This is a genomic window from Paenibacillus sp. MER TA 81-3, from assembly GCF_023713585.1.
GTDB lineage: Bacteria > Bacillota > Bacilli > Paenibacillales > Paenibacillaceae > Paenibacillus_B > Paenibacillus_B profundus.
On record NZ_JAMAWB010000024.1, the window covers coordinates 76,122 to 94,945 of the forward strand.

The 18,824-nt window shown below is 51.2% G+C and carries 14 protein-coding genes and 2 riboswitches; of the genes, 9 read left to right on the top strand and 5 right to left on the bottom strand.

Annotated elements, in window-relative coordinates; all coding sequences use genetic code 11:
- Positions 1 to 50 precede the first annotated feature (50 nt).
- The 3 genes from M3650_RS26105 (at position 51) to M3650_RS26115 (ending at position 2,997) form a co-directional block, all read left to right on the top strand.
- Positions 51 to 1,064: a D-2-hydroxyacid dehydrogenase gene (locus M3650_RS26105; protein ID WP_251578984.1), complete on the top strand. Its 1,014-nt coding sequence runs from the start codon at positions 51 to 53 to the stop codon at positions 1,062 to 1,064.
- Between the two features lie 358 nt (positions 1,065 to 1,422).
- Positions 1,423 to 2,274, top strand: coding sequence for a polysaccharide deacetylase family protein (locus M3650_RS26110; RefSeq protein WP_233696113.1), 852 nt, complete (start codon positions 1,423 to 1,425; stop codon positions 2,272 to 2,274).
- 24 nt (positions 2,275 to 2,298) lie between these two features.
- Positions 2,299 to 2,997 (top strand): YkyA family protein, encoded by a 699-nt coding sequence (locus M3650_RS26115; RefSeq protein WP_251578986.1) that lies wholly within the window; start codon positions 2,299 to 2,301, stop codon positions 2,995 to 2,997.
- A 106-nt stretch (positions 2,998 to 3,103) separates the two neighbouring features.
- Here the strand turns inward: M3650_RS26115 and mgtE are convergent, their stop codons facing one another.
- Positions 3,104 to 4,096, bottom strand: coding sequence for a magnesium transporter (gene mgtE, locus M3650_RS26120; RefSeq protein ID WP_251578988.1), 993 nt, complete (start codon positions 4,094 to 4,096; stop codon positions 3,104 to 3,106).
- Positions 4,097 to 4,319: 223 nt separating this feature from the next.
- Positions 4,320 to 4,494, bottom strand: a riboswitch (M-box (ykoK) riboswitch).
- 250 nt (positions 4,495 to 4,744) lie between these two features.
- On the opposite strand from mgtE, the gene M3650_RS26125 reads away from it, so the two are divergent.
- Positions 4,745 to 5,299, top strand: coding sequence for a GNAT family N-acetyltransferase (locus tag M3650_RS26125; protein ID WP_251578990.1), 555 nt, complete (start codon positions 4,745 to 4,747; stop codon positions 5,297 to 5,299).
- A gap of 89 nt (positions 5,300 to 5,388) precedes the next feature.
- On the opposite strand, the gene M3650_RS26130 is transcribed toward M3650_RS26125, so the two are convergent.
- A complete protein-coding gene (locus tag M3650_RS26130; protein WP_019423525.1) occupies positions 5,389 to 5,598 on the bottom strand; it encodes a hypothetical protein in 210 nt (69 codons plus the stop codon).
- A gap of 491 nt (positions 5,599 to 6,089) precedes the next feature.
- On the opposite strand from M3650_RS26130, the gene M3650_RS26135 reads away from it, so the two are divergent.
- The 4 genes from M3650_RS26135 (at position 6,090) to M3650_RS26150 (ending at position 10,349) form a co-directional block, all read left to right on the top strand.
- Positions 6,090 to 7,076 carry an ROK family protein gene (locus M3650_RS26135; protein ID WP_251578992.1) on the top strand — a complete coding sequence of 329 codons (987 nt, stop codon included), beginning with the start codon at positions 6,090 to 6,092 and terminating at the stop codon, positions 7,074 to 7,076.
- 49 nt (positions 7,077 to 7,125) lie between these two features.
- Positions 7,126 to 7,830: a bifunctional 4-hydroxy-2-oxoglutarate aldolase/2-dehydro-3-deoxy-phosphogluconate aldolase gene (locus tag M3650_RS26140; RefSeq protein WP_251578994.1), complete on the top strand. Its 705-nt coding sequence runs from the start codon at positions 7,126 to 7,128 to the stop codon at positions 7,828 to 7,830.
- A 128-nt stretch (positions 7,831 to 7,958) separates the two neighbouring features.
- Positions 7,959 to 8,861 carry an alpha/beta hydrolase gene (locus tag M3650_RS26145; protein WP_251579011.1) on the top strand — a complete coding sequence of 301 codons (903 nt, stop codon included), beginning with the start codon at positions 7,959 to 7,961 and terminating at the stop codon, positions 8,859 to 8,861.
- Positions 8,862 to 9,149: 288 nt separating this feature from the next.
- Complete coding sequence (locus M3650_RS26150; protein ID WP_251578997.1) at positions 9,150 to 10,349, top strand: transglutaminase domain-containing protein; 1,200 nt, start codon at positions 9,150 to 9,152, stop codon at positions 10,347 to 10,349.
- Positions 10,350 to 10,457: 108 nt separating this feature from the next.
- On the opposite strand, the gene M3650_RS26155 is transcribed toward M3650_RS26150, so the two are convergent.
- From M3650_RS26155 to M3650_RS26165, 3 genes are all read right to left on the bottom strand, one after another.
- A complete protein-coding gene (locus M3650_RS26155; RefSeq protein WP_251579002.1) occupies positions 10,458 to 11,495 on the bottom strand; it encodes a cytochrome d ubiquinol oxidase subunit II in 1,038 nt (345 codons plus the stop codon).
- Positions 11,492 to 12,859 carry a cytochrome ubiquinol oxidase subunit I gene (locus tag M3650_RS26160; RefSeq protein WP_019423531.1) on the bottom strand — a complete coding sequence of 456 codons (1,368 nt, stop codon included), beginning with the start codon at positions 12,857 to 12,859 and terminating at the stop codon, positions 11,492 to 11,494. Before M3650_RS26160 ends, M3650_RS26155 begins: the two co-directional genes overlap by 4 nt.
- Before the next feature lie 2,005 nt (positions 12,860 to 14,864).
- A complete protein-coding gene (locus M3650_RS26165) occupies positions 14,865 to 16,313 on the bottom strand; it encodes an amino acid permease (protein ID WP_251579003.1) in 1,449 nt (482 codons plus the stop codon).
- 130 nt (positions 16,314 to 16,443) lie between these two features.
- Positions 16,444 to 16,633: riboswitch (Lysine riboswitch) on the bottom strand.
- Positions 16,634 to 16,787: 154 nt separating this feature from the next.
- Between M3650_RS26165 and M3650_RS26170 the strand changes: the two genes are divergently transcribed.
- A complete protein-coding gene (locus M3650_RS26170; RefSeq protein ID WP_251579005.1) occupies positions 16,788 to 18,671 on the top strand; it encodes an ABC transporter ATP-binding protein in 1,884 nt (627 codons plus the stop codon).
- The last annotated feature ends 153 nt before the right edge of the window (positions 18,672 to 18,824 follow it).

Below are 18,824 nucleotides of genomic sequence, written 5' to 3' on the forward strand. Positions count from 1 at the left end.
ATCTCAGCAAGCGCGATTATGTAGAGAAGGTCCAAGGGAGATGCTTACGGATGAACATCGTCATATTGGATGGATACGCGCTTAACCCGGGCGACTTGAGCTGGGAAGTGGTGCGTTCCGCTGTAGCGGGGGCGGCGAACCTGCCGCTTTCGATTGTGGAATTGAGCACATATGAGCGGACAGAGCCGGAACATATCGTAAGTCGTGTAGGAGAAGCGTCTATCATACTCACCAATAAGACGCCTTTGACGGGCGAGACGTTGCGGCAGCTGCCGCAATTGCGTTACATCGGAGTGCTGGCGACAGGCTATGATGTCGTCGATGTGGAAGCCGCAATTCAACAGGGCATTACCGTTACGAACGTGCCTTCATACGGAACGGATACCGTTGCCCAATACGTATTTGCCATGCTGCTGTCATGGTGCCACCGAGTAGAAGCTCATGATCAGGCCGTAAAACGGGGTGCATGGTCCCGACAACCAGATTTCAGCTTCTGGCTGACTCCGCAGACGGAGCTGGCGGGGAAGACCTTCGGCATTATCGGGTATGGCCGCATCGGACAGAAGGTAGCGCAATTGGCGCATGCGTTCGGCATGCGGGTGCTGATTACCTCCCGCAGCCAGCGAAATGCGCTGAACGTTCCGCATGTTCAAGTTGTGACGCAGGACGAACTGCTGGCACAGTCCGATGTGGTCTCTCTTCATTGTCCGTTAAATGATGAGACGAAGGGTATGGTGAACAAGACGTTCTTGAATCGGATGAAGTCGACGGCAGTTCTGATAAATACCGCGCGGGGCGCGCTCGTTAATGAAGCGGAGTTAGCGGAAGCAGTCGAGCAATATGTAATTGAGGGCGCCCTGCTCGACGTGCTGTCCGAGGAACCGCCCCAGGAGCATCACCCGCTCATCGCTAAGCAAGAGCGGATTATCATTACGCCCCATATGGCATGGGCGTCCCAAGCAGCGAGACGCCGCTTGCTAGATATTGCTTCCGGCAATATTGCGGCTTATTTGAACGGCATGCCGCAGCACGTCGTCTCTCGCCACACGGACAGCAGACAGTAAGACTATACATCCATCATGAAGTCATCCACACCCCGTGGTGCGGATGTTAGAGCCGACGCTGGTTTTTAACCAGCGTCGGTTTTTTTGCCGTTTTTGTGAGTAAAGTGTATGCATTTTTACAGCTCAACGGCCATATATCGGAAGAAGGCAGAAACAGTGCACAAACACAGTTAGAGCGAACAAAGGTCATTTTTCTCATTTGTAAGCGTCATTACAGCTGTTCCCTAAAATGGTAACAACATTGTATCTAAATTTTTGACAAAACTTCTTATCTTGTAACGTTTCTGTAATGCCAAAATGGTAGATTTATATTATAGTAATGTCGAACGAAGTCGCTAGAAGGAAGTGGATATGTAGAATGGTGGATAGAGGAAGGGTGACGGTCGGCAAACGTCGCCGGAGAAGTCGCAAGAAATTTATAGGACGTACGATTCTGTTTTTGTTATTTGTGGCAATCGGCATAGGCATATATGCCGCAGGGAAGAGCTTGCTTGGCACGGTATCGGCCTCTGGCAGCGATCTGATCGTGACGGAAGTAGCCACGTTCGCCTCGGCGGCGAAAGAGAAAGAGATACCGAAAGAGTTTAATGGCATGACTCGCAAAGTTGCCTATTTGACGTTCGATGACGGACCGAGTAAATACTCTAACGATATGATGGACTTATTGAAGCAACACGATATTAAAGCGACTTATTTCATGTTGGGCGATAATATGAACACTTATCCGGATGCCGTCAAGCGAATGGTAGAAGAGGGTCATTATCCTGGGCTACATAGCATGACGCACGATTTCAACAAGCTCTATAAAAGCGGCGGTTCAGGGAATTTCATCAAGGAGTTCCAGGAAGCGCAGGGTATCGTGGAGAATCTGACCGGATTCAAGCCGACGCTGATTCGGGCACCATACGGCAGCGCGCCGCAAATCGGCGAGTCGTTCCGCAAGGATATTGCGGATGCGGGCTTTAAGATGTGGGATTGGACGCTCGATTCGCTTGACTGGAAGTTTATCGGACAGCCGAACCGGATTCTCGAGCAGATCAAAGGAACGTTAACGGCAGATGTGGAAGTTATTCTTCTTCACGATCGTCAGCAGACATTGGAAGCTTTGCCTTCCATTATTGAATATATTCAGAGCAAGGGCTATGAATTTGAAGTGTATGACCCGAATGCGCATTTCGTATGCAATTTCCATCACGACAAGCGATTATAGCATCCGGACTGGGAGGTTAAGAGATTGGCAAGCTGGAAGAAATTTACCGCTATCGCGGCATTGTTGTCTGTAGTAGTAGGATTGACCGGATGCGGCGCTTCGCCGACGACGAAGATATTCGAAGCGTTCGAGAAGGCTTCTTCGGCAGAAGTGAACGTTACGGCCGCCTTGGAAACGTTGAAGACGTTGGAAGATAAGGACGAGAAGCAATATATCAATATTTTAGATCAAGGGAAACAAGACAATCGCAACGTGCAAACGTTGATTGATAATACGAACAAAGCGTTGGAAGAACGCAAACAGGCGATTGAGCAAGTGAAGGTGCACCTTGATGACGCGCGCAGCCAGATGGGAGAATTGGATAAGGCCATCGCTAAGCTGAAGGATGAAGAGTTGAAGAAGCAGGCGGAACAGGCATACACCGCTTATGTGAAGCGATATGACACGTTCAAGGCATTGCATGAGAAGTATGGTCAATGGCTGGAACGCGAGCAATTCATCTATGACGAATTGAAGTCGCAAAATACGAAGCTGAAGTCGATTACGACAGGGATTTCCGAACGGAATGAAGTATACCGGCAAGTGGAGGAATTAAAGACACAGTTCAATGACTATACGACCCAATTTAACACGTTGAAGTCCACCTTTTATAAGGGGGCTGGCCTCCAGGTGACCAATACGGAAGCCAATCAGGACGATAACGCAGAGCAGCAAGAAGGATAGTATAACAGAATCAAGATAGAGTAAAAAGAGGGCCCAAGCGCCCTCCTTTTTTGTGTGAAAATGTAGGTAGTCCGACGGCATACGAGGCTTAACGCAACCTTGCTCTTTACAGATTCAAGTACGCAGATGCGATGGAAAAGTAAATCAAGACGCCGCAAATATCGGCAATGGACGTAATGAGCGGCGCGCTCGCTGTTGCAGGATCAAGCTTCAATTTGCTGAAAATGAACGGGAGCGACATCCCGATTAAGCTGCCGACCATAACAATAACTGCCATCGTTAGCGCAACGATAACGGCAATATCGATTCCGCCGCGGAACCACCCGATGCTTGCAACGGCTAACGCCATCGTGATGCCGAGGAAGAACGCGATCGATACTTCCTTCGTGAACAGCTTGAACCAGTCTCTTAGCTTAATGTCCCCGACAGCCATGGACCGGATCATGAGCGTGGATGCTTGAGAACCCGCATTGCCGCCACTATCTATGAGCAGAGGCAAGAAGAAGACCAGGGCCACGTTCGTGGCAATTAAATCTTCAAAAGAGGCGATACCCGCTCCTGAGAATATATTCATGAAGACGAGAATGATGAGCCAAGGGATGCGTTTTTTGTAGAGTGTGTAAATACTTGCTGTTTTCAAGTTTTGCGCAAAGGACGTAACAGGCGCCATCTTATGAAAATCTTCCGTCGCTTCCTTCCGCACGACATCCAGAATATCATCGACATCGATGAGGCCGACCAGCTGCGACTGGTGCAGCACTGGAATCGACACCAGATCTTTTTCCTCAAATATTTTAGCGACCGCTTCCTGATCGACGTCGGCTGTAACCGACACCACTTGCTTAATCATAATATCCTGAACACGAATATGATCTTCGGCGGTTAATAATTCTCTTACGGAGATGACGCCTTTCAACAATCCGTTGTGGCCCGTAATATAAATATAATAAATATTCGTCATGTTTTTTCCGTGCTTGCGGTAATAAGCAATGGCTTCTTCAACCGTAAATGTTTCATGAATGGCAAGGAACTGAGTTTTCATCAGCTTGCCAGCCGAATCCTCTTTATAATTTCCAATGACAACAGGTGCTAATACCATAGTAATGGACCTCCTTCATGGTCCATCTCTTCGTTAGATGATAAGAGACGGACGTTCTCCAAATATAATTATGAATGTGCTGTTGTGCTTGCTATGCGGTTCGGGACTGGGGGAACCATCCATCTCTCATCACCTCCTGAAATAGAAAAAACATCCGCAACGAAGAGGATGTTTGGTATACGCAGCAAATTTACATGCTAAAAAATATAGCAAATACAAGTGCCATTGCCCTCTATTCGTTGAGTTTTAGCACTATGTGGCATAGGATGACGCACGCGACATCCAGCTACGTTAAAAACCACCTTAAGTCGATGGTTTCTGTTGACCCATTGGCGTCTCTCGACATTTTTGGGCAGCAGCATATCTCCACATAGGAGCCTCACCTAACGAGGAATATGAAATTATGTTCTTGACTCTATATAGTTATAGCACCTTTTAACAATAAGTCAATGATTTCGGCACATTCATTTTTTGGGGTACATGCGGGTGCTTGTCCGAATACAGTATTTTAATCTTATGCAAACAGATATTCGTTGCAAAATTCATAGTTGCAACTTCACAGAATAGGGAGTAATGTTTACATAATAGAACATTAGTTCGCATTACGCAAATATCAACATTATGCTTTATAGAAAAAGGGAGAATTATATGGATCGACTGAAGACGGAAAATCAATGCGATAACGAGATCGAGATTGTACATGTGGGTGAGGAATGCGCCGAACTGCTGGCGGAGATCGGAGCAGCGACGTTTCGAGAAACGTTCGGGGAACTGTTCCAACCTGATACGCTCGCAAAATATGTGGAAGCGACGTTCGCCCCGGGGAAGCTGGCTGTGAGCTTGCAGAAGCCGCACAATCACTTCTATGTGGCCTATTGGGATGGGAAGCCTGCCGGTTACATGAAGCTGAAGGACGGTTCTGGCCATGAATCCGTCGATACGCCGCATCCGATGCAACTGCAAAAAATTTATGTGCAAGCTGATTTCCAGCGTCACGGTATCGGGCGTGAGCTTATGAACGTCTGCCTGGCACGAATGGAACAAGCTGTCCCTTCTGCCGTCTGGCTTGCTGTACTGGAAAGCAATGCGAAGGCGGTTCATTTTTACGAGTCATTCAGCTTCGAGACAGTAGGGTTGACAGAATACCGCTTTGAAGACGCATTGTTTCGTTATTTCGTCATGAGACGGGAAGCGGACGTGTAGGTGCATTGTGAAGATGGAATGTCAGGAACACAGGACCGGGAGCCTCTTGAGGCACGACAATAAAAAAGCTAACTCCTTCGAAGAAAGAGTCAGCTCCAGGTCTTAGCCACAAAGTCCGCAACGATGAGAAAGACGACGTAAGATACGACCGCAGAAGCGATATAAGTAATTCCAGCCTTCACACGCTGTTGGAAGAAACGAACTACACCGAGACTGAGAAGCGGGCATACGATAAGCAGGAAAAAAAGCACCGTTACGAACAATTGCGGGCTTATATTGCTAATGTCTACATACGTCATGGGTCATTCACCTCTTACAATCCGAATTAAAATAATACTTGAACCGGGGTCTCTTGAATAACGGTTGACCGGCAAGCTGCGTTAGCAGACTCGCTCCGGAAGCAAAGTACCTAATATACTGTAGGGAATTCAGAGCATTTAAGTCTGCACAATGATTCACGGCAGCTTAGAACTGGCTGGCTGCTCTGCTGCTGTAATTGGCTGTGATTTATCGCGCGTGGCGCGTGTGACATACATCACAGTACTATTATAGCGATTTGTACCAAGTTCGTCTTTAATATTGTTTCCAAGTTTGAGGCAAATTTAAGGCGAAATTATGGCGAACGCTTGAAGTGAGAAGCAGTCATTAACATCCAGAAAAGCTCGAATGTACGATGAATACGTTGTATATTCACAACAATTGGATTATGATTTTTTCAATCAAAAAGTTGACTGCTCCGTGCTATAATACGGATAAATCACAGCTATAAGGAAGGCAAGGTGGAGAAGTCATGCAATATATGATAGGAATCGATCTAGGTGGAACGAACATCGTGTGCGGCCTCGTGAGCGAGCGCTACGAGATGGTGGATAAGGTGAAGCGGCCGACGGAAGCAGCCCTCGGCGTTGATCACGTTTTGGATAAGATGGCCGACATGATTGATGAGCTGTTCGCGAAAACGGGGCTGGATCGCAGCCACTTGCTTGCTGTCGGAGCCGGTATTCCGGGATTTATTGATCCGGAGCGCGGTGTCAGCATCTTTGCATCCAATTTGAAGTGGCATGACGTGGACGTTGCCGGACGGTTGAGTGTCAAGGTTGGCGTACCTGTTTTTATAGATAATGATGTGCGCATGTATGTATATGGCGAAGCGATGAGCGGAGCAGGACGTGGAGCGGGTGTCGTGCACGGTGTGACCATCGGAACGGGGCTGGCAGCTGCTACCGTGGTGAACGGTGAATTGTATTACGGCAGCGGTTTCATGGCGGGCGAATTGGGACATGTAGCGATTGACGGCGAAACGACACCATGCGGCTGTGGACTTACTGGCTGCTTGGAGTCGGTCGTCTCCGCCACGGGCATCGTGCGCCAAGCGAAGCAAGCGCTGGAAGCGGGCCGAGACAGCATTCTGCGTGAGTCATACGAGCGCGGGGAACTGAGCGCCGCTCATGTCTCGCAAGCTTATGACGAAGGCGATGCGCTCGCTGTCGACATTTTGACCTATACCGGCCAAGTGCTTGGCAAAGGTTTGGCGTACTCCATTTCGCTCCTCAGTCCGGACGTTATCGTCATCGGAGGTGGCGGGGCACTGGCTGGAGAACGACTGTTCTCATCGGTGCGCGATACGCTGCAGCGCTCGGTCTATCACGGTTATTTGGAGCGGTTGACGATCCGTCAAGGGGAGTTGATTGATGATGGCGGAGTGATCGGCAGCGCGGCTTTTGCGAAGAATCGGGCGGAAAAGTTGCGTCATGCAGCTGCCGGAGGCGCAATGTAAGCAGGCTGTAGAATACGTCGTCCAGAGAACAAGAGAGGGGGAATGGCAGATGATGACGGAAGCCGATAAAGCAATGATGAAAATCGATAACTCGATAACGGCAGCCGGTATCTCCATAACGGAGCAGATGCTGCAGACACGCATCATAGCTATTTTTCGCGGCTTTACCGGAGAGGCGGCCGATCTTGCCGGTGAGGCGCTGGTGACAGGCGGCGTCCGCTTCATGGAAGTGACCATGAATACGGAAGGCGCTGCGAAGATCATCCACCGTTGGCGGGAACGGTTCGACGGCAGGGCATATATCGGCGCGGGAACAGTAACGGATCTTGATGAAGCCCGAGAGGCGTTCGCATGCGGAGCACAGTTTTTCATTTCTCCGAATTTGGACGAGGAGGTCATCTCCTTTGCGGCTGAGCGCGGTGTGGATGTGTGGCCTGGTGTGCTTACACCGACGGAAATCGTTCGTGCTTGGAAAGCTGGGGCGAAGGCGGTCAAGCTGTTCCCGATCGGAACGCTTGGTTCGGATTATATTCGGGAAATCCGCGGCCCGCTGCAGCACATTCCTATCATTGCCACGGGCGGAGTGGACATGAACAACGTTGCGGATTACTTGAAGGCGGGTGCTTCTGCCTTCGGTCTGGGCTCCAAGCTGGTGCGTACCGACTACATTCAAGAAGGACAGTTCGAGCAGCTGGCGCAGCACGCCCAACGCTTTGTTCTAACCGTGCAGGAAAAAGCGCTGGAAAACGGGTAATTGCTGTACGTTTATCTGACCGTAGAAATTTTGCGCCTGGGAGCTTCGGATAACGCTGCTGCGAGTGAAGTATAATAGATAGAAAATGAACGTGAGGCAATCATAAAAGAGAGGCGATATTAGTGGCTATGCTTTGGACATATGGTGTGGGTGCCCTGGCTCTCGTCAGCAGCGCAGCGGGTGGAGCTTGGGCGTTGGCGGTAAAGAGTCAGTCCCCACGGCAAATTCCGGTGAGCACCGAGCCCGATCGTCCCTTTGATCGGGTAACGTTTGAAGGCTGCGCTACGCTTCAAGGCTGGTTCATCTGGGGAAAAGGGAATACGCCAGTCAAAAAGGCCCCGGTTATCATTGTTGCACATGGTTGGGGCTCTAATCGTGCGCGTGTGCTTCGTTATGCTTATCCGCTCACAGATGCAGGCTTTAATGTGCTCATGTATGATGTAACCAGTCACGGAGAGAGCGGATCGGTGAAGGCGCCATCCGCATTATTGTTCCGGGACGATTTGCTGGCTGCGGTGCGCTACGTGCGGAAGCGTCCGGATGTGGACGGCGAGCGCATCGGAGTGATTGGACATTCATTGGGCGGCTTCGGCGCTGTCTTGGCGTTGGATGAAGGGCTGGCCGTCCAGGCTGTCGTCACCGATTCGATGCCTTCCCGTCCGTTAACGATGGTTGCGGCGGAGCTGAAGCGGCATAAGCTGCCTACGTTTCCGCTCGCAACGGTCATACCGCGTATTTGGCTGTATCGTTCCCAGATTCCAACTGCTGTCTACGACGGTCTGGATCTGGCGAAAAGCTTGTCCGGCAATTATGCGCGCACAGAGGGAAGAGTACCGCTGCTGCTGGTCCATTCCCGCAACGACGGCTATATTCCTGCCAGCGATTTGGAAAATGTGCTGCAGCGGTTGTCTTATCATCAGCCGCATTTGATTGTCGATTCAGACGGCCACAGCAGCTCGGACAGAGATCCCGCGTTCTGGCCGGAAGTGCTGCCGTTTTTGCGGCAGCATTTAAATCGCAACTCTTCATAATAAGGCGCAAGACGAAGAATTTTATTTTCTTCCTCTTGTGCTTTTTTTTAGGCAAATGTCGCATGCATTCGCTATCAGTCGTCTTTTTCTCTACTCGATAACGGGTATGCAAGGGCCATCCATCTTCTGAGAAATGCTCTCTTGCTGCCACAGCTTGTCGATCGCGATAGAAACGGAACGAAACATCCTCGATTATATCCACTCCATAACTAGACAGCATCTGCAAATTGCCTATGTTACGATTCGTACCAGCATAGGCGGGACAACACCGTCGAAGCGAAGGTGGTGATGCGGTTGTTCGATTTTAAGGCTCAGAACGGCATAAGGTACCCCCAAGAAATAGGCGAGTTGAAGCGCAAACGCTCTTGGTTATCCATGTTTCGCGTATTGTTTTTTGGCGGTATTACCGTAGGAATTATTACAGGCTTTGCTATATGGCCTACCGTCGAAGCTCAATCCTCTCAAGTGACGTTGCATGAAAACCAAGAGATGCGTGATTGGCTCAGTGAACGATTCACCTTACGCGAAACGATGTCTTCCTTCCGATATGATGGAAGTACGGATACACTGACGGACCAGGTCAGTAAAGCGTTGTCGGAAGCGCTCTATTCCGATCCGTTCATACGCTACAATGTCAGCAAATATTCTTTCAAATGGAAGGGCGGCAGCGATTACGCCAATGTCACTGTGTATGTCGATTACCGTGAGACGTATACGCAATCGTTATATGTGCGAAATCAGGCGAAAGAGATCGTGGCTAACATCACGAACAGTAACGACTCTCCACACGTAAAAGTGAAAGCGATTCACGATTATATTGTGAGTAATGTGGCCTATGACGAGGCAATGACGAAGTTCACCGCCTACGAGGCGCTGACCGAAGGGAAGACGGTATGTCAAGGCTATGCGCTGCTCATGCAGGCGATGTTCGAAGAAGCCGATATTCCGAGCATCATAGTCGAAGGAGAAGCGGGCGGCATGCTCCACGCGTGGAATATGGTTCAGTTGGATGGCAAGTGGTATCACATCGATGCAACGTGGGATGATCCGCTGCCTGACCGGGGCGCACAAGTCAGGTACACGTATTACTTGCGTACTGATACGGAAATGCGCATGGATCATTCGTGGAAGTCGGACAATATTCCGCAGGTGGTTGAGCCGTATGAACAAGCTTTGCTGCAGATGCATCAGAGCGATGACGAGGGATTGAGGCAATTGGCAGTTCAGCTGGAAAAGGTATGGAGCGCAGACGTGCTCCTGCCGGACAGAGCGATACGGGATGTGGCGGATTTGACGGATCGCTTCCTGGCGGCTAGACAATCCGGACGCGACCGCTTCCAAATCCGGTATACGGGGAGCGAACTGCAGCTTCGCTCCGATCTGCATGATATGCTGGATGCGGCTGGTCTGTCCGCTCCGCTAGAGTATCGCGTGTCCTCCTTACAAGACAGTGACGACCTGATTGTGGAGATTCAAATGCCGGAATAACTTATCTTATAGCAATGGACAGGCCTTGCCCATTACGCAGATGCGCGGGACAAGGCCTGTTGCTGTTGTGTCTGCTGTATCAGCGTTGAGTGTGGCGATTATCACTTCTCATTCCTGTTCAAGGTAGCGCCGGTCCTTCAGGAACAGCCTCCAGAACAGGATGAACACCGGGATAAGCAGGATGGTGCTCACAATGTATCCGATAAGCAGTGAACGGAAGATGGCCGGGTTCGTGAAGCCTGCCTCCAGCGTAAGCTGCGGGTAGATGATATAGGGCAAGTGCGCCCTGCCGTAGGCTAAGCTCGCTAATGCATACTGCACGGCGACGAAAATAACGGCCAAGCGCGTGCTGCCGATAAAGCCACCCCTGCGCTTGATGAACAAGCAGCCATATCCGATGCCGAAGGCGGCGGCCGACAGCAGGAACCACAGCCACTGGTCCCGGAAGCGGGCGATAATCCATGAAGCCTCAGGCAGCATCGTGAACGTGACGCCAACCGCTGCGATAAGGCTGAGCGGCCCAAAAATGACGGCTAAGCGGCGGTATGTTCTATAGGTAGTCATGTCCCGGGCTTCCCGGGCATAGTCGGCCAGGAACAGCGCAGAGAAGAACAGTTCCGTGGCGTAGCCGAATGCCAAATGCGCATACAGCGTCGGACTGGTCAGCAGCTTGCCGTAATTCAGCGCTAGCGTGCCGTCTGGAGCTTCCGTTACGATCCCGCCCAAAGTCACCGCCAGCACCGCAACGAGCAGGCCGGGAATCAACAGCCCCGTGATGCCGGAAATGATGCGCAGCGCACGATCATAGGAATGCACGGAGTAGCTGAATACCATGAAGGCGCTGCGAAGCGTAAGCAAGATGAGCACCAGGCAGACGGGCACCAAGAGCAGCGAGGCTAGCGAGAACGTCGCCCGCGGGAAGAATCCGACCAGCGCGACGACGAACAGCACTAGAAACGTATTCGTAATTTTCCACGATGGGGATAGGAAGCGATTCGCCAAGCCCGCGGCTTTTGTGTCTCCATCTGCACTCCTCCGCCCGAAGATCATTGCCCAGAATCCCGCTCCGAAATCAACCGAACCGAGGAGCGAATAAATAAACAGGAAGATCCACAGTACCGTAATCGCAATCGTGGCGTCGCTCATGAGAATGCCCCCTTAGTGTCATTCGCATCTTCCGCATGCTCGATCAAATCGGCGGAGACGGGATGACGCTTGAAGTAATGGCGCATGACCAGCGAAGTCATAATTAAGAGCACGACATAGATGGTGACGAATAGCAAGAACAACGTGCCCATGCTGTCGCTCTTCAGGGCAGCATCCGTCGTGCGCTGCACGCGGTAGATTGTCCATGGCTGCCTTGCGGAGCAGCTGAAAATCCAGCCGATTTCGATGCCCAGCATAGACAATGGGCCAGTCCACACGAAGAGGTGCATCAACCAGCGCGGGAACGGCCGCGGTGATTTGCGGGTGAAGGCGCGCCACATGACGACTGCGAACGAGAGGCCAAGCAATCCGAATCCGATGAGCACCATAAGATTGAACAAGGTGTGGACGAACAGCGGAGGCCAATCTTCCCTTGGAATCTCGTTCAATCCTTTCACTTCAGTATCGAACGAATTCGCGGCCAGGAAGCTGAGCATGCCGGGAATTTCGATGCCATACTTAATGGTCTGCGTCTCGGGATCGGGAATTCCTCCAATGACGAGCGGAGCATGTGTCGTCGTCTGAAACAGCCCCTCCGCTGCCGCAAGCTTCTCCGGGTTGTGCTTATGCAGGGATTGGGCGGTCGCATGCCCATTCATGGCTGTTATGAGCGACATGACTAAGCCGATGACGAGCCCGAGCATTAGGCCTTTGCGGTGATAGGCCGCTTCGCGCTCGTCTTGCCGATGCTTGAGCAGCATAACGGCGGCTGAAGTGACGATGAAGAACGCTCCGGTCATGTAGCCGGTTGTCAACACATGCTGGGCAGACGTGAAGAAGGACGGATTGAAGACGGCGGCCCAAGGATCGACATCGGTAATCTGGCCGTCCACGAGCTTGAAGCCGGTCGGCGTGTTCATCCACGCTTGGGCATCGGTAATAAGCACTGCCGAGGCGCTGGCACCTACCATGACGAAGAACACGCTTAAGATGCGCATGCCGGAAGACAGGCGATCGGCGGCATACAAGTAAATGGCCATGAACAGCGCCTCGAAGAAGAAAGCCCAGATTTCGACTTGAAACGGGACGGCGATCACTTGTCCTACGATTTCCATAAATCCGGGCCACAAGAGGGCAAGCATGACGCCTACGATCGTGCCGGATGGAATCGCGACGCCGAGCAGAATACCGAGCGCTTTCGTCCAGCGCCGTGCGAGCACGGCATAGTCCCGGTCTTTCTTGCGCCAGTACATAATTTCGGCGAACACAATCATAAGGGGCAGTCCCACCCCTAATGTGGCAAATAAAATATGAAAGGCCATGGAGGTGCCGAATAAGGCACGGGCCATTGTTACGGGATCCATACATCCACCTCTTTGCTTCGGGATAGGGTTCGGCTCGGACGTTAGTGTATGGAAGGATGTTGACTAATATACATGATTAACCAATTGCTTGCGAATTTAGCTTTGGAGTTGTCCGCATGGACTACATTAGTTGCGTACGGGAAGGACATATAGCTTACATTGCTTCTATAACTAGGTGTCTAAATCATCAACGGGAGCACGCGAGGCTACACAAGAAGGACATAGAACTGGCCGAACTGATGAGGGCAGCTGCAGCTCAAGAGTGGAGCAGAACTGATGAGATCGCATGCAGCTCGAGAGTGGAGCGGAACGGATGAGATCGCATGCAGCTCGAGAGTGGAGCGGAACGGATGAGAGTAAATGCGGCTCGAGAGTTAACAGAACAGATGGAAGCAGATGCAGCTTGGGTGTAGAACACAACAGTGAGAGCAGCTGCAGCTCGAGAGTTAACAGAACAGATGGAAGCAGATGCAGCTGAGGTGTAGAATACAACAGTGAGAGCAGCTGCAGCTCGAGAGTAGAAGCAAGGAGTAAAACCGATTAAAGCAAATGCAGCTCGAGTGTAGAACAGAACAGTGAGAGCAGAGGCAGAGCGAGAGTAGAACAGAATGGATGAGAGCAATTGCAGCTTAAGAGTAGAAACAAGGAATAGTACCGAGTAAGAATTAGGGCCAAGATTTATGCAGTTCTGACGCAGAACTGAGGGAGTGCTGATCATGACTTCGGGCAGATCTGAACGAGTGCTGGAACAGAACTGACAAAGATCTGACAAAGATCAGACAAAGATCAGACAAAGATCTGGAACCTAGTATGATGCAGAGCTGTTTCACAAGCTGATGCCAAGTATATGCAAAACTTATGTAGAACCGCTTATCGAAGCTGATGCCAAGTCGGTACATAACTGCTGCAGTGGTGCGTAGAAGTCGATTCCAACTGATTCAACTGAATTAAAGAATGGTGCAGAGTAGTTACAAAAGTGGATATAGAATCATATAAAGTGGACACAGTTACGTAAATAATAAGTTTACTTTTCCATGGAAAAAAGCTTCATAGCGCCTGTCGAGTAGGCTGCTTCCGTCTGCTATTCTTGTTGCCTGCTATTTTCATTGGAAAATGTACAGTGGATTTTATTGATTAGTGAGAAGAATCAGCGTTCTATTGGAAAACATCCAATGGATTCTTCATATTTCCGATAAAGAGCGCTTTATCTCTGAAATCTACTGTACATAATCCAACGTAAGCCCTCCTTATCTGTCTATTCTTCATATTCCATTGGACATAATCCAATGGTGGAGGGGGGAGCCGCTGCGGTTGGACGAATAGGCTTCGAAGAGAGCACGAAGCAAGATTGAGACGCTGTATGGACGAACTCGATCTGCTAGTACAGATCATGAGTACACACTGCAGACTAATGCGAAGCACAATCGTGACGGTTTGTGAGAGAAAGCGCCTGTTAGTAGACATGTGCGTACACGCAAAAGGTGTGACACACAGCATGTGCGACCGTGCCGCGTGTGCTGACCACACAGCATGTGCGACCGTGCCGCGTGTGCTGACCACACAGCATGTGCGACCGTGCCGCGTGTGCTGACCACACAGCATGTGCGACCGTGCCGCGTGTGCTGACCACACAGCATGTGCGACCGTGCAGCATGTGCTGACCACACAACATGTGCGACCACACTGCATGTGTTGAACATACTGTATGTGCGACCATACTGAATGTACGAACACACTGTAAGCGAATGCGCCACTAACGCACACGCTCCACGCGTGATGCCATGCCGTCCTGCACAGCCGCAACATTGCGGCTATAACAGAACTATTGCGAGCTCGGAGTGCATCGTTTGGGCGGATTACAGCAATTTCGCTTGAAGCTTGCCGCTAATAGCTTTTCATTGAAAGTTTGCCGCAAATAAAAAAGCCCGCACCCGACTTGCCACGCTGCCTATTGCATGGCGCGCAACGGTTCTGGTGCGGACTCGCTTCATGATGAGGAAGCTCCTTATTTATGGTCGAATTTGCATTCCTCAAGTGGAATGACCTTCGTGCGGTGCTTCCATTTATAACCGAGCCATATTGCTAAGAAGAGCGGCAGCCCGATGTATGTCATGAGAAGACCTTTCCAATCAATCGTATGGCCGATAAACGCTTGATAGTTCTGACCGAGAATAACGATCATACAAAGCGTAAATGCGAATACCGGCCCGAACGGGAAGAAGCGGGCTCTGTAAGGCAGCTCCTTCAGATCGTGGCCTTGCTTGATGAAGGCGCGCCGGAAGCGGTAATGGCTGACGGCAATGCCGAGCCAAGCGATGAAGCCGCACATGCCGGACGCGTTCAGGAGCCACAAGTAGACGACGCCGTCTCCGAAGAAGCTGGCGAGAAAGGCGAGCATCCCGACGGCAGTTGTCAAGAGCAGCGCATTGATCGGAATGCCGCGCTTGTTCAGCTTCGCGAGGAACTTCGGCGCCTTGCCTTCCTTCGCCAGCACCCACAGCACGCGCGTGGACGCATACATGCCGGAGTTGCCGGCTGAGAGCACGGACGAGAGAATGACGGCATTCATGACCGCCGCCGCGAAGGCGAAGCCAGCTCTCTCGAACACAAGCGTGAACGGGCTCGTGTTAATATTGTTCAAATCGCTGGCAAGCAAGCTCGGGTGCGTATACGGAATAATTAACGCAATGACGAAAATCGCCAAGACGTAAAAGAGCAATATACGCCAAAACACCTGACGGATGGCGCGCGGAACGCTCTCGCGCGGATTCTCGCTCTCTCCAGCTGCGACGCCGACGAGCTCAGTCCCTTGGAACGAGTAACCTGCCGCCATAAAGACGCCGAGAATGGCGAAAAATCCGCCGTGGAACGGCGCGTCACCAACATGGAAATTTTCAAAGCCGATGCGCTCGCTGCCCAAGATGCCGAAAATCATCAAAACACCGACGACGAGAAAGATGATGACGGTCGTAATTTTTATAATGGCGAACCAATATTCCGATTCTCCGTATCCTTTGACGGATAAAAAATTCAATAGAAAAATGATGCTTAAGAACAATAAGCTCCATATAAACGAATTGCTCTCGGGATACCAATATTTAATAATAAGCGTTGCTGCGACCAACTCGGATGCGATCGTAATCGCCCAGTTGAACCAGAAGTTCCAGCCGAGCGCGAATCCGAAAGCCGGATCGACGTAACGGGTGGCATACGTGCTGAACGAGCCGGAATCTGGCATATATGTAGCCAACTCCCCCAAGCTCGTCATTAGGAAGTACACCATAATGCCAACGGAAATATACGCGACGAGCGCGCCCCCCGGACCTGCTTGGGCTATAGCGCCACCGCTCGCGAGAAACAATCCGGTACCGATCGAGCCCCCGAGCGCGATCATTGTCAGATGGCGCGTCTTCAGACTTCTGCGCAGCTGCTGTTGATTTTGTTCTTGACTCATGACGTCCGCTTTCACTCCTTTGGTATCTTTGTGTAGTATAGCCGGAAAGGAGGAGAGAACAACAAAAAAACCGTTGAAGCGTATAACGTTCAAACGGTTAGGCCGTTAGGCCGTCCCCTCATCATACCCTTCCAAAGATAGCGCATCATGCGAGGATGGGTAATCTCCGCATGACAGTGCAGCGCCTTTCGGCGACAGCCCCAACCCACGCCCTGGAAGCGGGCAGCGTGAACTTCGGCGACTGTTCCTTTCTCTTCGCTTCATCGGCGCTTCCCGCCTTGACGAAGATACTAATAACAATCGCAACCTCTACCTCATCATGGATAGGATGAGGATTTTTTGCACTATGAAGATGACTGGCATCATTGTTACAATATATCTATTAAGTATAGACAAAGCAGTCAGTCCAATCAATATCAAATATTGCTAATCGTATGACAATGCTAGGAACAAGAATGAAAAGGAGAACTGCCTATGCGTCGGGGATGGAATGGAAACGGGATGCGAATCAATGAACCGCAAGGAACGCCGAAGCGAGCGGAGGTGAAGGACGTATCACTTAAGCGGATATGGGCGCTGTTCCGGAGCTATTGGCCCCGCTTGGCACTGATTATACTGTTAGCGCTAACGGCCGCCGTCATCGGTCTGCTGCCACCGCTTGTGATGCAGCGGATTATTGATGAAGCGATACCGGATAAAAATACGCATCAATTGCTTACTTTGGCAGTGTGGCTCGTCGGATTGCCGCTTGTAAGCGGCATGCTCGGGGTGCTGCAAAGCCACTTGAATACGCAGGTGACGCAAAGTATTATGGCGGATCTGCGGCAAGGACTGTTCCGCAACCTTCAGCGGCAGTCCGTGGGCTTCTTTACGGCCTCTCGTTCAGGCGAAGTGATCCAGCGCGTCACCGATGACGTCGCAGCCATTCAAAATGTGGTCACGAACGTCGCGGTTTCGTCGCTTACACAAGTCGTCATCGTATTGACGACGATCGGCATTTTGTTCACGCTCGATTGGAAGCTTGCCTTAATTGCGATATTTATATTGCCATTATCAATGATTCCCGTACGCAAAGTATCGCGTTACCGCAAGCAGCTCCGTGTCAATACGCAGAAGGTGCGCGCCGATATGTCCTCACAGCTTGGCGAAGTGTTCGGCGTATCGGGGGCGATGCTCACACGCATCTTCGGGCGCGAGAAAGCGCAGGAAGCAAGATTCGCGGAGCAAAATCGCCAGGTTCAGAACCTGGAAGTTCGGCTTAACTTAGTCGGCCGCTGGTTCTTCATGTTCGTGTCGACGCTAGGTCCGCTCGGGACGGCCGTTATCTATATGTATGGCGGTTACGAGGTCATTAACGGATCGATGACGATTGGGGCGATTGTTGCATTTGCGGCTTATTTATCCCGGCTGTACCAGCCGTTCGGCACCTTGCTGAATTTGCATGTGGAAGTGGTGACCGCGCTGGGGGTATTTCAGCGCATATTCGACTATTTGGATATGGAGCCGGATGTGACGGATCAGCCGAAGGCCGCAGAGCTTTCAGCGGTGCAGGGAGAGATACAATTCCAACATGTCAGCTTCAGCTACGGAGACGGCGGCGAAGTGCTGTATGATGTCACGTTCCATGCTTCGCCTGGCGAAGTGGTGGCGCTGGTCGGGCCGAGCGGGGCTGGAAAATCGACGCTCATCAATCTGATCGGACGCCTGTATGACGTGACGGAAGGGGCCGTGCTCATCGACGGTCATGACGTACGGGAAGTAACGATGGCATCGCTTAGGGCGCAAGTGGCGTATGTAACACAGGAATCATTCCTGTTCCATGCTTCCGTGGCTGATAATCTGCGCTTCGCGAAGGAGGGGGCATCGCAGGAAGAATTGGAGGAAGCTTGCCGCAAAGCATATATTCATGACATGATTATGAGCTTGCCGCAGGGCTACGACACGATCGTAGGGGAACGAGGCCATCGGTTATCCGGCGGAGAGCGTCAACGTCTGTCGATTGCGCGTGCCGTTCTGAAAAATCCGCGAGTCTTAATTCTGGACGAAGCAACCTCACATCTCGATTCAGAGTCCGAAGCGTATGTGCAAGTCGCGTTGGCGGAATTGATGCATGGACGAACGACGGTCGTCATTGCGCACCGCTTGTCGACCATTCTGGCGGCCGAGCAGATTCTCGTGCTTGAAGAGGGCCGCATCGTGGAGCGGGGACGCCACGAGCAACTGCTGCAGCAAGATGGTTTGTACGCTGCGCTGTACCATACCCAGTTCAAGGACCTGGACGCAGATATGTACACGGACACGGACGAATTGCGAATGCAGCAGCATATGGATACAGAGCCATCATTGAAAACGTACTGAAGAAGAGCGGCATTCCATGGCCGCTCTTTTGTTGGTGTCGCCCAGCATGGGCGTTATCTACAGGGTGCAAGTCCCGAGTGACGAAGGCAGTAGTAGTCATTAGCTTAAGACAAGGGTGTCTACCGCGAGGTGGAATCTGAAGGAAGTCGGCGG

Bases quoted from the DNA above. Each gene is read 5' to 3' on its own strand.
- M3650_RS26155 (WP_251579002.1), bottom strand. From the start codon at position 11,495: ATGAGCGACGCCACGATTGCGATTACGGTACTGTGGATCTTCCTGTTT.
- M3650_RS26135 (WP_251578992.1), top strand. From the start codon at position 6,090: ATGCAATATATGATAGGAATCGATCTAGGTGGAACGAACATCGTGTGC.
- M3650_RS26140 (WP_251578994.1), top strand. From the start codon at position 7,126: ATGATGACGGAAGCCGATAAAGCAATGATGAAAATCGATAACTCGATA.
- M3650_RS26110 (WP_233696113.1), top strand. From the start codon at position 1,423: ATGGTGGATAGAGGAAGGGTGACGGTCGGCAAACGTCGCCGGAGAAGT.
- mgtE (WP_251578988.1), bottom strand. From the start codon at position 4,096: ATGGTATTAGCACCTGTTGTCATTGGAAATTATAAAGAGGATTCGGCT.
- M3650_RS26150 (WP_251578997.1), top strand. From the start codon at position 9,150: ATGCGGTTGTTCGATTTTAAGGCTCAGAACGGCATAAGGTACCCCCAA.
- M3650_RS26160 (WP_019423531.1), bottom strand. From the start codon at position 12,859: ATGGATCCCGTAACAATGGCCCGTGCCTTATTCGGCACCTCCATGGCC.
- M3650_RS26165 (WP_251579003.1), bottom strand. From the start codon at position 16,313: ATGAGTCAAGAACAAAATCAACAGCAGCTGCGCAGAAGTCTGAAGACG.
- M3650_RS26145 (WP_251579011.1), top strand. From the start codon at position 7,959: ATGCTTTGGACATATGGTGTGGGTGCCCTGGCTCTCGTCAGCAGCGCA.
- M3650_RS26170 (WP_251579005.1), top strand. From the start codon at position 16,788: ATGCGTCGGGGATGGAATGGAAACGGGATGCGAATCAATGAACCGCAA.
- M3650_RS26105 (WP_251578984.1), top strand. From the start codon at position 51: ATGAACATCGTCATATTGGATGGATACGCGCTTAACCCGGGCGACTTG.
- M3650_RS26130 (WP_019423525.1), bottom strand. From the start codon at position 5,598: ATGACGTATGTAGACATTAGCAATATAAGCCCGCAATTGTTCGTAACG.
- M3650_RS26125 (WP_251578990.1), top strand. From the start codon at position 4,745: ATGGATCGACTGAAGACGGAAAATCAATGCGATAACGAGATCGAGATT.